Origin of the sequence: Hwangdonia seohaensis, assembly GCF_031932625.1 — a bacterium.
GTDB classification, from domain to species: Bacteria; Bacteroidota; Bacteroidia; order Flavobacteriales; family Flavobacteriaceae; genus Hwangdonia; species Hwangdonia seohaensis.
In genome coordinates, this window is sequence record NZ_JAVSCK010000004.1 from 150,689 (window position 1) to 163,701 (window position 13,013).

General features: G+C 36.4%; 11 protein-coding genes and 1 riboswitch. Of the genes, 2 read left to right on the forward strand and 9 right to left on the reverse strand.

The features are described from left to right. Positions 1-30: 30 nt before the first annotated feature. The gene (locus RNZ47_RS13410; RefSeq protein WP_311941082.1) at positions 31-690 is read right to left on the reverse strand and encodes an RNA polymerase sigma factor; all 660 of its coding nucleotides are present in this window, start codon (positions 688-690) and stop codon (positions 31-33) included. 107 nt (positions 691-797) lie between these two features. On the opposite strand from RNZ47_RS13410, the gene RNZ47_RS13415 reads away from it, so the two are divergent. Beyond that, positions 798-1,142, forward strand: coding sequence for a hypothetical protein (locus tag RNZ47_RS13415; RefSeq protein ID WP_311941085.1), 345 nt, complete (start codon positions 798-800; stop codon positions 1,140-1,142). 63 nt (positions 1,143-1,205) lie between these two features. Here RNZ47_RS13415 and RNZ47_RS13420 read toward each other — a convergent pair whose 3' ends face one another. The 6 genes from RNZ47_RS13420 to RNZ47_RS13445 form a co-directional block, all read right to left on the reverse strand. Continuing rightward, entirely contained in the window at positions 1,206-1,745 is a 540-nt protein-coding gene (locus RNZ47_RS13420; protein WP_311941088.1) for an acyl-CoA thioesterase, read from the reverse strand. A gap of 11 nt (positions 1,746-1,756) precedes the next feature. Continuing rightward, the gene (locus tag RNZ47_RS13425) at positions 1,757-3,079 is read right to left on the reverse strand and encodes a DNA recombination protein RmuC (protein WP_311941091.1); all 1,323 of its coding nucleotides are present in this window, start codon (positions 3,077-3,079) and stop codon (positions 1,757-1,759) included. 79 nt (positions 3,080-3,158) lie between these two features. Then, a complete protein-coding gene (locus tag RNZ47_RS13430) occupies positions 3,159-4,886 on the reverse strand; it encodes a tetratricopeptide repeat protein (protein ID WP_311941094.1) in 1,728 nt (575 codons plus the stop codon). Between the two features lie 124 nt (positions 4,887-5,010). After that, on the reverse strand, positions 5,011-5,805 hold the full coding sequence (locus RNZ47_RS13435; RefSeq protein ID WP_311941097.1) for an ABC transporter ATP-binding protein: 795 nt from the start codon (positions 5,803-5,805) through the stop codon (positions 5,011-5,013). A gap of 114 nt (positions 5,806-5,919) precedes the next feature. Next, the gene (locus RNZ47_RS13440) at positions 5,920-6,951 is read right to left on the reverse strand and encodes a FecCD family ABC transporter permease (protein ID WP_311941100.1); all 1,032 of its coding nucleotides are present in this window, start codon (positions 6,949-6,951) and stop codon (positions 5,920-5,922) included. After that, positions 6,952-8,094: an ABC transporter substrate-binding protein gene (locus RNZ47_RS13445; RefSeq protein ID WP_376717828.1), complete on the reverse strand. Its 1,143-nt coding sequence runs from the start codon at positions 8,092-8,094 to the stop codon at positions 6,952-6,954. 70 nt (positions 8,095-8,164) lie between these two features. Further along, positions 8,165-8,416: riboswitch (cobalamin riboswitch) on the forward strand. A gap of 68 nt (positions 8,417-8,484) precedes the next feature. Here RNZ47_RS13445 and RNZ47_RS13450 point away from each other — a divergent pair. Next, complete coding sequence (locus tag RNZ47_RS13450; RefSeq protein WP_311941105.1) at positions 8,485-10,356, forward strand: TonB-dependent receptor plug domain-containing protein; 1,872 nt, start codon at positions 8,485-8,487, stop codon at positions 10,354-10,356. A 126-nt stretch (positions 10,357-10,482) separates the two neighbouring features. Here the strand turns inward: RNZ47_RS13450 and RNZ47_RS13455 are convergent, their stop codons facing one another. Together RNZ47_RS13455 and RNZ47_RS13460 are read right to left on the reverse strand one after the other, a co-directional pair. Continuing rightward, a complete protein-coding gene (locus RNZ47_RS13455) occupies positions 10,483-11,196 on the reverse strand; it encodes a Dph6-related ATP pyrophosphatase (RefSeq protein WP_311941109.1) in 714 nt (237 codons plus the stop codon). Then, the gene (locus tag RNZ47_RS13460) at positions 11,189-12,688 is read right to left on the reverse strand and encodes a GFO_1087 family putative carboxy terminal peptidase (RefSeq protein WP_311941114.1); all 1,500 of its coding nucleotides are present in this window, start codon (positions 12,686-12,688) and stop codon (positions 11,189-11,191) included. The genes RNZ47_RS13455 and RNZ47_RS13460 overlap by 8 nt, the downstream gene beginning before the upstream one ends. Positions 12,689-13,013: the final 325 nt, after the last annotated feature.

Below are 13,013 nucleotides of genomic sequence, written 5' to 3' on the forward strand. Positions count from 1 at the left end.
GTGGAGTGTTAATGTTAGTTTTAGTCGTGGTTAAATATTTTTAATTACATGTTTCACTAAATTATCGCATTTTTCAAATCCGAATTCAAACACATTGGGTTTTTGCGATAACTCGTAAAGATTGTCTTTCAGCATTTGTTTGGCCCGATGGGTTCTAACTTTTACGTTGTTTATTGAAATGCCAAGGCAGTCACTAATGTCTTTAATTTTCATGTTTTCAACTTCACTTAGTATATAAACCACTTTATACTTTTCTGGAAGCTGGTCAATTACTTTTTCTAAAATCCATTTGGCTTCCCTTTGAATAATATTATGCTCCGGATTCATGTTTTTTGATGCTTCTGTAAATGATTTAATACGGTTGGTGTTTGGATGGATAACAAGGTTACGCTGTTTAGATTTTAATTCGTGCAACGCTTCATTAATGCCAATTCTGATCAACCAAGTTGAAAACTCCGATTTTTTACTAAATTGATATAGTTTCTCGTAAGCCTTTATATACGTGTTTTGCATAATGTCTTTTATAACATCTTCATCCTTAATATAGCTCCGTACAACGCGATATAGTTTTTGGTTGTTTCTCCGCATTAAAATTTCGTACAGGCCTTTTTCTCCACTCAGTATTTGCGTAATAACATCAAAATCATGAATGGTATGATTGTTATAATCACTTATTTTAATGGCTTTCATGTGTTTGTTTTTCCTTTAGATGGGTTAATCTGCAAATAGTTACAAAGTTTTGTAACTTTTTTAAAGTTTGGGTATCAAAAGCATAGAATAACTAAAATAATGATATTATGAATGAACAAACATTACTGAAGTATACCTTTGGTTTAGTGCCCATTGTGGCCGGATTAGATAAATTTACAAATATTTTGACAGATTGGAGCCAGTATTTAAGTTCAGGGTTTCAAGAATTGTTGCCTTTTGATGCCTCAACTTTTATGATTATTGTTGGAATTATTGAAATTGCAGCAGGAATTATTGTATTGGTTAAAACCAAAATAGGAGCCATAATAGTCGCCCTATGGCTGGCTTTAATTGCCCTTACTTTAATATTTAGCGGCCAATATTTAGATGTGGCCGTACGCGACTTGGTAATGGCAATTGCTGCTTATGTATTGTATAAACTCAGTAACTAATTAATAGTGTTGTTAGTTTTAATCGCATAGCAAATTGGTAAGATTGTTATGCGGTTTTTTAATTTAACTAAACTCTAATTTAACGTTATGTGTTTTAAGCAAGTCTAAATGCTCTTCAATTTTAAACCCAGAAGCTTTAAAATATTCAGATCTTTTTTTTGCATGTTCCTGCCTGGTAATACTTCTTGAAAACCTGCGGATGGCGGTTTTGGAGTTTAGAATAATTCCGGGCACGGGTACATTGTTCCCATCGTCATCCTTAGCCACCATGGTAAAATATGATGAGTTGCAATGTTTTGTTTCGCCTGAATGAATGTTTTCAGATTCTACCCGAACACCAATAACCATTGAGGTTCGCCCGGTGTAATTTACAGAGGCTTTAAGGGTTACCAATTCGCCAACTTCAATAGGGTTTAAAAAATCGACCTTGTTAACAGATGCCGTTACGCAATAATGTCGGGAATGTCTTGAAGCACAAGCAAAAGCAATTTGATCCATTAAATTCAAAATATAGCCCCCATGGATTTTACCGCTAAAATTAGAGTGCGATGGCAACATGAGTTCGGAAATTGTAATTTGGGAATCTTTAATGTGTTTAAACATAGCTTTAAATTTTATAAGTCGTCTTCTTCTGCGCGTTTTATTATAGCTTCAGGTAATGCTTTTTTAGCTTTTGCTCCCATTTTTTTAAGTTTTTCAACACTGGTAATTAAATTGCCTCGGCCATCGACTAGTTTATTCATGGCTGCCGAATAATCACTTTTAGCGGCATCAATTTTTTTGCCCACACCTGTTAAATCACTAACCAAACCTTCAAATTTATCGTATAATGCCCCAGCTTGACGCGCAATTTCAATAGCATTTCGCTGTTGTTTTTCGTTGTTCCACATGCTATCAATGGTACGTAAAGTTGCCAATAAAGTGGATGGCGTTACAATAACAATGTTCTTTTCGAAAGCTTTGTTATAAATAGAATTGTCTTCATTTACAACAACCGCAAAAGCAGGTTCAATGGGGATGAACATCAATACAAAATCGGGTGATTCAATATCGTATAAATCCTGATAATTTTTTTCGGAAAGTTGATCCACATGTTTTTTTATGGAGTTAACATGTGCTTTTAAAAAGGATGGTTTGTCATCATCTTCAGCATTTACCAAACGCTCATAATCGGTTAATGATACTTTACTGTCAATAACCATTTTTTTACCATCGGGAAGGTGTAAAACCACATCGGGCAATACGCGAGAGCCGTCTGCCAAAGTAAAGCTTTGTTGCACAAAATACTCTCTGTCTTTTTCCAGTCCGGATTTTTCCAAAACGCGTTCTAAAACCAATTCGCCCCAATTTCCCTGCATTTTACTATCGCCTTTTAAAGCTCTGGTTAAATTGGTGGCTTCCTTGGTCATTTGTTGGTTGAGGTCTTTTAATCCCAGCAATTGCTCTTTTAAAGCAGAGTGCATGCTGATGCTTTCTTTTTGGGTTAAATCTACTTTTTCTTCAAAGACTTTAATTTTTTCTTGAAGCGGATTTAAAATGTTTTTGATGTTCTCCTTATTCTGAAGTGTGAATTTTTCAGATTTTTCATCGAGTATTTTTGTAGCTAATAATTCGAAATCTTTTCGTAATTGTTCTTGACGTTCTTCAATTTCCGCATCACGTTTTAAGCTCAATTGTTGCAGATTTTCGTATTCGGTATTTCTTCTGGTCAATTCAGCATTTAAAAAGTCTTTTTCCTTCCGAATAGTTTCACGTTCGTTTTCAATTTTGCTTAAATTTTGCTTTAATTCATCAATAGTTTGATGCGCTTGGTTTTGGCGTTCCTCCAAAGTGCTTTGTTCGCTTTTGCTTTTAAGTTTGGTAAATAGCATGCCCAAATAGGCACCAATGCCACCGGAAATAAGAATAGCTATGATAAGAATTAGGTTGTCGTTCATTTAAAATAGAAGTTTACCCAAAGATAAATTTTTACCTTGAGGATAAAAAGAATAAATAAGAGATAAATTTAATCTTATATTAAAGAACAGAGGTATTTATTTCTATATCCGCATCTTGCCATGCCAGGTTAAATTCTTGCATTACGCTGGCAGCTTCATTTAATTTTCCTTGAGCCCTTAAACTTTCATATAAGCCCATTAGCGACCAACCATTTTGCCTTAAATCTTCTAAATCTTTGTGGTAAACGTGTTCGGCTTCACTGTATTTTCCGGCTTTTAATAATGCGGCTCCCAAATTTTGTCTCGGTGGAATGTACCATGCGGATGGCTCGTTGTAAACCAGGTTGTCTTCCATTACTACGGCGTTTTCAAAATGACCAATAGCTAAGTTGTAATTTTTTTCCAATAAAGCTATTTCGCCGGCAACCACTTGGTAAGCTAATTTTGCAATCGTAGTACCGTTGTCAAAACCGGTCGCTACAAGGGTTTCCATTTCGGGGTCATCAACCAATGTTTGTATAGCCTCAAGTTCTTCTTTGGCTTCCTTGATATTGTTCTTTCTAACAAAAGCTACGCCTCTAGCATAATGCCATATAAGTTTAAGGTGCTTGATGCCATCATTAGGTTTTGGATAGGTTAAAATATCATTCCATTTACCAAATCTTGTGTATGCCAAAAGTGGGGTTGCTGCAAAGTTTTGTAAAAAATGTAGTTCTTTCATTTCGCCCACAGGAACTTTTTCAGCCGTTTTTTTTGCAGCATCAATGGCGAGGTCGCTATTGCCTAAAAGGCTTGAAGCAGACCATAAAAAATGAATGTTATGCGGATAATACCCAAGCGGATACATACCTTGTGAAAGGCATTGCGAAATATAATCCTCATCTGCCAAAATAGCTTGCTGATTGGCTAAAACAGCATCTTTGTAACGCCCAACCCGAATAAAAATATGCGATGGCATGTGAACAATGTGTCCAGCGGCTGGCATTAAACCTCCTAGTTTTTCTGCACTTGGAACAGCCAAATCCGGCTTAGGCAGTTCTACCATGTGAATATAATAATGGTGCGCTCCGGGGTTATCGGGACTCATAAGCATAGCTTTTTCCAAGGCTGCTTTTGCTTCGGGAATATTGGGCGATGGATTACCGTTGTTATCCCAATAATTCCAAGGAACCGTATTCATAACCGAAGCCGCATACAGGGTTAAAATATCTGGGTCTTTCGGATATTCTTTTGCCACTTCAGCCATAGATTCCATGTATTTATGGTTTAATTCCGTTACATCTTTGTCTAAATCTACCGAATATCTATGGGCTAATGCTTTTATTAAAGCTTGCTCCTTTTGCGAGGCATTGGGTGCTAATTTAATCGCTCTGGATATGGCCTCATTGTATTTGTTTTTCCGGTTTTCGTCGGGAAAAGGGTCGTTAATATTTGGACCCAAAGCATAGGCTTGCCCCCAAAAAGCCATGGCCAAATTAGGGTCTAGTCGTGCCGCTTCCATAAAAGAACGATGTGCTTCGGCATGGTTAAAGGCATAGGTTAATCGTAATCCTTGATTAAAAAACCGTTGCGCCAAATCGTTTTTGGTGCTTACTTTATAACTGTGATTTCCAAGGTTTTCAAATAAGGGTGATATTTGTTTTGTTGAATCGACATCGGTAAGGATGAATTTTGCAGGCATGCATTTAATAGCGTTCGCGCCTATTTTTTTTGAATAATCAAATTCATTTTCTTTGTTAAATTGATAAAACAAGAAACCTATAAATAATGTAATTGTTAAAAGAATTAAACCTGCTTTGAATTTCATGACTTTTAAATTAATGGTTAATAATGCATTAAATGCTATAAGGTTGAAACTAAAAGTAGCTTAAGGACTTGAGAATGAATGTGCTAAAGTTAATGAATTAAAACAGTAAAACAGAAGCTAATTTTTATTTTTTCACCCTAAAACTCCCCGTGTTTGCATCAAAATTTATTAAATCCTTAGGGAATAAAGTATCGAAAGTGCCTTTTAAAATGAGGTTGCAAGGTTCGTCGGAGACCACTTCTCCTTTAGTCATTACAATAAGTTTGTCGCATAGCTGAATGGCCAAATCGATTTCGTGTGAAGAAAATAAAATGGTTTTGCCCGTTTCTTTGGCCAATTTTTGAAGCAGTTTTAATATGTATGCTTTATGATACATATCCAGATGTGTTGTGGGTTCGTCTAAAATAATCAAATCGGTGTCTTGTGCCAAAGCACGTGCAATCATTACTTTTTGTAACTGGCCGTCGCTTAACTCAAAACATTTTTTATGTTTTAAATTTTCAATGTTGGTTTGCGTTATCGCTTTATTTATAATGATTGTGTCGTTTTCAGATAAATTACCAATCCAACTTGTGTAAGGCTGTCTGCCCAATGCGATCACCTCAAAAACAGTTAGGTTTTTAGAGGCTATTTGTTCGGTTAAAACCAAGCTCATCACTTTCGCCAAATCGACCGCTTGATAAGCTGAAATATGTTTTTCATTAATGAGAATATCACCTTTTAAATGTTTTTGAACATTCGTAATGGTTCTGATTAAAGTCGATTTTCCAATACCATTGGCACCAATCAAACCAACCAATTCGCCTTTTTTCAACTCAATATTTATATTTGAAGCCACAACAGTTTGCCGTTTTTTAGTTGAATAACCAATCGTAAGATTTTCTGTTTTTAAGATAATATGTGATTCGTTTACACTCATAAATTTCAATATACAACTTTCAAATTCCAACTACTAAATTCCAAAAAATCGCTCTCATTTTTGTAGCATAGGTTTTGGAATTTTGTTTTTGCTATTTTGGAGTTTATATTCATATTAAAACACCATTTTCCGTTTTCTAACCAATAACCAAATCACAACCGGTGCGCCAATTAAAGAGGTTATGGCATTAATGGGCAAGGTGTAATCGCTGTTTGGTAATTGCGCAATACTATCGCAAATTAACATGATAATAGCACCGAACAAAAATACAGCGGGCAATAATATTTTATGGTTTGAGGTGTTAAATACTTGCCGTGTTATGTGCGGAATAGCCAATCCGATAAACGCAATGGGACCCGCAAAAGCAGTTATCGTTCCTGCCAATAAACTCGTGGCGGCAATAATAATTAACCGACTTCTTTTAATATTCAATCCTAAACTTACGGCGTAATTTTCGCCTAAAAGCAAGGTGTTTAACGATTTGATGGAAATGATGCTTAACAAAATACCCAAACAAAATATAACTGAAAAAATAAACAATTCATGCCACGATAAATTACCTAGACTTCCAAAGCCCCAAAAAATGTATTGCTGCAATTGTTCGGCAGACCCAAAATAGGAAAGCACACTTACAATGGCGGCCGTGATACTGGCAAACATGAGCCCGATAATAAGAATTGCCATGGTATCGCGTACTTTAATGGAAACCACTAAAACGGCTAAAAGCACCAGAAAACTACCCAAACTTGCTGCGATTACAACGCTCCATTTCGATATAAAAAATGATGCAAAAACACCGCCAAACAAACCTGAGCCTAAAATGATCAAAGCGACACCCAAGCTGGCACCCGAGCTAATGCCCAATACAAATGGGCCGGCTAACGGATTTCTAAATAGCGTTTGCATCAATAGCCCTGAAATACCCAAACCCGAACCCACTAAAATGGCTGTTAAGGCCTTTGGTAATCTGTAATTGGTAATAATATGTTGCCAAGTATCCTGTTCCGTTGCGGTTCCGATAAGGCTATTAAAAACATCTTTTAATGGAATATAAACCGAGCCCAAACTTATATTGGTTATAAAGCAAACCAAAAGTATGAGCGCTAATGTTATAAACGGAAACTTGTATGTTTTTGAAATCGACAATTATTTTAAGGGTTTAAAAAAGAATGGTTTGTAGTCTTTTAATAGCTCTGGGTGACAGATTTTAATAATGTCCTTTAGTACCAAATCGGGTCTGGCAAAACCCAATTCGTAGTACAAAACACCACCCGTTTTGCCAGTCGTATTTGCAATAGTAAATACTTTTTTGTTTTTAAAGGCAATAAACATGGCATTGTGCGAACTTGAGTTTTCAAGTGCTTTTAAACTTGTGTAATTTGATGGGTTTATCCAAATATCGGCATCTTTGGCGGTTGTAAAAACAGATTCAAAATTAAGTTTTAAACTCCCGGAACCTTTAGTGTCGCTCCAAAGATAGTTTAGGTTGGCGTCTTTAAAAAGCTGTGCTTCGGTACTCGATCCGTTTGGTAAATACCAAATATCGCTATGCATGGCACCGCTTAAAACAGTGGGTTTGTTTTTAACGGTTTGCGCTAGTTTTTTAGCTTCCAAATAATTTTTTTCAATGGTATTAAAAATAGAATCGGCTTCTTTTTCTTTATTGTAAAGCGCTCCAAAAAATTTAATCCATTCGGCTTTTGCCAATGGTGAATTCTCAACCCAATCACCATTATAAATAACAGGAATGCCCGATTTTTTTATGGTTTCAAAGGTTTTGTTATTGCCGTCAATACCAAAGCCAATTACAGCATTCGGGTTTAAGCTCAATAAAACCTCGGTGTTTATGCTTTCGTTTTTACCAAGTTCCCTGATTTTGCCTTGGCCGATTTGGGTTCTTATTTTTTCAGATGAAATAAAATCCGTTCCGGGAAATCCAACTAAAGTTTTTTCGGCATTCAATAATTCTAAAGCAGGTATATGCGTGGTTGAGGTAACCACTATTTTTATTATGGGGTTTATTATAATGCCATCAAACGCATCTTTCATAAACGTTGTTTTTGCCGCATTTTCCTTATTGATTAACACGTAACGATAGCTTTTTTCGGCGTTTGGCCATGGGTTTTCAATGTTTAAGACTTTATAGGTTGAATAGTCTGTTACCGAAAATCCTTTGGCATATTTTAATTCAAGTTGAATCCCATCAACAGGTTTAACGACATGTTTGGCTGTTTCATTTTTACATGAAAAAACGAAAACTATAAATAATAAAAAGACGGCTTTTTTCAAGGTTTTAGCTTTATTGATTTCAAAAGTAATATTATTTAAAGTTTTAATATAAACAATCAAGAGAATGTTTATTTTTGCAGCGAAATTTGGTTTCATTCAGTTTTAACTGAAAAGAATTAAAAGGGAATCTGGTGCGATATTTTTATCAATTCCAGAACTGTTCCCGCAACTGTAAGTTTATGCTCTCCCGATATATCGGGATTACCGAGCTCCTTTTAAAAAGGGTGTTATTTCTTCTTTTAAACCACTGTTCTTCATAAAGAATGGGAAGGTTAAATAACATAAAACAAGTCAGGAGACCTGCCATTTTCAAAAAATTAATAAGTCAAACTTTCGGGATAAAAGTTTTGGTATGAAGAGTCATGCTATTCCGAGTAATTATTCATTAAAATGAAAAAAACAAATGTTTTGGGTGTGCTGTTTTTTGGCGTATCTATGGTTGGTTTTGCACAACAGCAACAAACCGATTCAACAAAAGTAGAACAGCTGAACGAAGTTGTGGTTACCGATTCGCGTTTTAAACTAAAACGTGAAAACTCGGGAAAAACGGTTATTAAAATTTCAAAAAAAGAACTTGAAAACCATCAAGGGCGCACCATTTCGGAACTTATAAATACCAAAAGCGGTATTGAAATTAACGGGAGCCGAAGTGTCGCAGGGCAGAATTTGGGTAATTTTATTAGAGGCGGTAACAACAGGCAGGTTTTGGTGCTTATTGACGGTATTCAAGTGAATGACCCTTCGATTGTGGCAAACGATTTTGATTTGCGATTGATGGATTTAAACACCGTTGAATCTATCGAAATTATCAAGGGCGCGGCAAGTACGCTTTACGGTAATGCCGCTGCAACTGCTGTAATTAATATTACCACTAAAAAAGCATCTACAAAACAAATTTCAGGAAGTTTTTTAACCGTAGTCGGCACCAATCAAACACAAGACGATTTGAACTATAATGGGTCTAGTTTTACCAATAATGTGTCGGTAAACGGTAGCTTAAATAAGTTTACATATTTAGCTAGTTTTGGGAATAGATATGTTGATGGTTTATCGGCTGCAAAATCTGACAATCCCGAAAAAGATCCGTTTTCAAGATTTAATACTAATGTGAAGTTGGGTTACGAAATTAACGATGCTGTCGAGGTTAACGCCTTTGCCAGTTACGATAAGTTTAAAACCGATATCGATGGGTTTCCTGCGCCAACGTACAGTTTTGCTGATACCAACGATAAATATATTTCGGAACAAGCGCGCTTTGGAATTTCTCCAAAGTTTAACTATGAAAACGGAAGCGTTCAAATTAATGCCGCTTTTTCTAAAATAAACAGAGAAACCATTTCTGAATTTGGGTCGACCAACGAAGCCGAAAGTTTTGTGGTTGATGCCTTTAACAAATATGTGTTTAATGAAACCTTTTATACCATAGTTGGTGTGAATTATTCCGATTATAAAAGTGTGTTTACCGACGAGGAAAGCTACACCAATACCGACCCGTATTTGAATGTGGTTTATGTTTCAGACTTTGGATTGAACATAAATGCGGGAACACGTTTTAATAACCACAGCGAATACGGTTCGCAGCTGGTTTATAGTTTAAATCCGTCGTATAGTATTCCTGTGAATTCAGGTTATGCTAAAGTTTTTGGTTCCTACGCTACCTCGTTTATTGCGCCAAATTTATCGCAATTATTCGGCTTTTTTGGAGCCAATCCTGATTTAAAACCCGAGGAAAATGTTACGATTGAAGGTGGTTTGGAATTTTCAAATAAAAACGGGTTTCGAATAAATGGGGTTTACTTTAACAGGAAAGAAGAAAACACCATAATTTATACAACTGGCTATGAAAATGCTACTGAAGATGCGACGGTTCATGGTTTTGAAGTTGAGGCTGAATTGAAAACGATTAAAAATCTAACGTTTAGCGCGAATTACACATTTACCGAGTTAAAAGATGGCGTGCGTTTGCGTATACCAAAGCATAAAGCCAATACGGGTTTGGGTTATAATTTTTGTAAAAACACGTTTGCATCCATAAATTATCAATTTGTTGGAAGCAGAACGGATACAAATTTTTCTACGTTTGCAAATGAAGAATTAGAAGCTTTTTCTTTGATTGATTTATATTTTAGTCAGAAAATCATCAAAAATAAAGTGAAGCTTTTTGCAAGTGTAACCAATGTATTTAACGAAGATTATTTTGAAATTTTAGGATACACTACAAAAGGTAGAAATGTAAATTTAGGATTGCATATTAATTTGTAAAATTTATCTGCGTCATTCTGAACTTGTTTCAGAATCCCACTCTAATGAGAGCCTGAAATAAATTCAGGTTGGCGGAAAATAATATTTTCAGACCTAACAAGTTTTATAAAACCTGTTAGGTCTTTTTTATGGAATTAAATCGCAATACCAAACGCCATATTTGGTATCTTCACCATACGAGTCGTCAGTTTTTGGCGCATCATATTCGCGATACACTTTTTCTCCAATTTTAAAAGGAATCGGGTTTTTGAAAATGGGGCCATCAAAACAAAAGGTGTGGAATTCGCCGTTTTCACCACAGGGATCGACCCCTTTTGGTAAATTGTCGATAAAATCTTTGTCTATAACAGTTCCCACAAAATCTTCATCAAAATATTTGGAATGTGCACAAACAACAATGGTTTTAAAACCTAAATCTATAAACTCATTTAAGAGTTTTTTGGTGTCTCGTTTCCAAAGTGGAAATATGGTTTTTATGTTTTGTTTCGCGAGTTGTTTTTCGCGATAGCATTTTAAGTCTTCAAGAAAAATATCGCCAAAAGCGCTGTGTGTAAATCCGTCTTTTTTTAATCGTGTTACGGTTTCCAACATTTTTTGCTCATAAACTTCCATACTTGGCTTTTCCGGAAGTTCAATTAAACTGGCCGGAATGTTTAAAGCAAGGGTTTGGGCAATCAATAATTCTTTCCTTAAACCGTGCATCGATACCCGATTGTAATGGCTGTTTATTGTTGTAATCAATTCATCGACAGCATAGCGTTTGTCTTGTAATACATGATAAAGTGCTAAGGCAGAATCTTTGCCAGAGCTCCAGTTAAAATAGGTTTTGTGTTTATTCAAACAGTATTCTTTTAATCAATTCGTCCGGAATCTCTTTATCGGTATACATGTCGTTTGAAAGCGGAAGCAAATCTTTACTGCTGCCCGTAATATCTATCAGGTTTTCACTTTTAGAAGGTTTGGTTATTGGAAATCTTCCCGAGCCATCAATAATGCTAATGGCTCTTGCCAGTAAAGGTTCGTTTTCATCACCTAAAACGCCTAAATTATGAATGCTTTCGCCCAAAACATTATTAGGATTTGGAGATAGTCCGTTAAAATAATCGGTTACACCGTTAACATTTAACGATTTAAAAATAAGCGGTTGCATGGCGTAAGTATGGCTTGGGTTTGCGCCCGAGCGACTAAAGTTTGGGGAATCGTATAAAGTACGGGATGCTTGATATTTTCCTCTTGTGGTCGTGCCAATTTGAACCACGTTAATATATGGTGCTAAGCTGTTAATTACCAATTCGCTTGCCGAGGCGCTTGAGTTTGTTGTGAGCACGAAAACTCTTGATAGGTTTAAGCTGTTTAAGGCTGCACCCTCATTATTATCTACAAATCTGTTTATTAATAATTCTGGGTCTTCGTTCTCAAAAGCCTGCTGGATTTCGGCATTCCATTGTTCGGTGCTAAAAATTTCGCCCGTAAATTGACCGGTGATCAAGCTGGATAGCAAAATAGCTGTATTTACCGAACCGCCAGGGTTGTACCGCAAATCGAGAACCAATTCGGTTGCATTTGCACTTTTATATGTGCTAAAAATATCGTTTAATTCGGCATTAAATTGCTCGGTTCCCGTAAAGCCATTGTACATTAAGTAAGCCACTTTGGTGCCTACCACATCGAAAACCCTACTGAGCAACACGGGGTTTTCGGTGTATTGCGCTTTTGATAGTGCTATGGTTTCTGAGGTGGTGGTTACTGAATCGTCTGTGGTCTCTGGCGTGCCTTTATCGCTGTAGGTTCCTAAATTAATCGTGTAGTTTTCTGCACCGGTAAGTGTTCTCCAGTTTTCCGTGGTAAGTTGTGTGTCATTTATGCCATAAAAAATATCGCCCCGTTTAACACCTTGGCTTGAAGCACTTGTGTTGGGTAAAACGTAGCGCACGTAACCGTAAACATCTGTATCGGTTGAAGAAAAACGGAATATGCCAAACTCCATGCCATTGCTGGTGATGATACCGCTAAAAAGCTGCTCTAAAGCTATGTAATCGTTAACAATCCAACTAAAACGGTCAACGGTTTGGCGTTGGTGTATAAGGCTTTCAAACAAATCTTCGGGTGCCGAAAATGTGTTTAGATAGTTGGCATAAGCGCCGTTGGAATCGAACCTGTCGTTGGCGAGGTCTGGTACATCGTCTTTATAAAGATAGAAAGCATTCATGCCTTTCCAAACAAAGTCGTTTATCTGGCTGGCTGAAATTTGGTTGTCGTCGTTATCTTCAAAACAGCTTACCGTGAAAGATGAAACTATAAATAGTACAATTAGGGCTTTTAAATGTCGCATAGCATTATTTAATATAAGTAGTCTATAAAACCCTAAATTTACTTACATTATTGTTTAATAAAAAATAATCGCTAAAAATTTCGTTGGCTGCTATGGTGTGGCTTTTGTAAATTGGGATGTAACATAGCGTTTTACGGGAACTTAGCTGATGGCCCTGCGTAAGGGATTGCAGTGGAAAGCCCACAGCGAGGTACGAGCGAGGACTTGTAGCGGAAAGCCCGACCCGACGGTCGCTGAGCGGAGACGAAGCGCAGGGTTACGCCCAAAAAATTTATTTTATTTTATTTGCGATGTAACAAAACAAATAGATGCTCGTCGTAACATT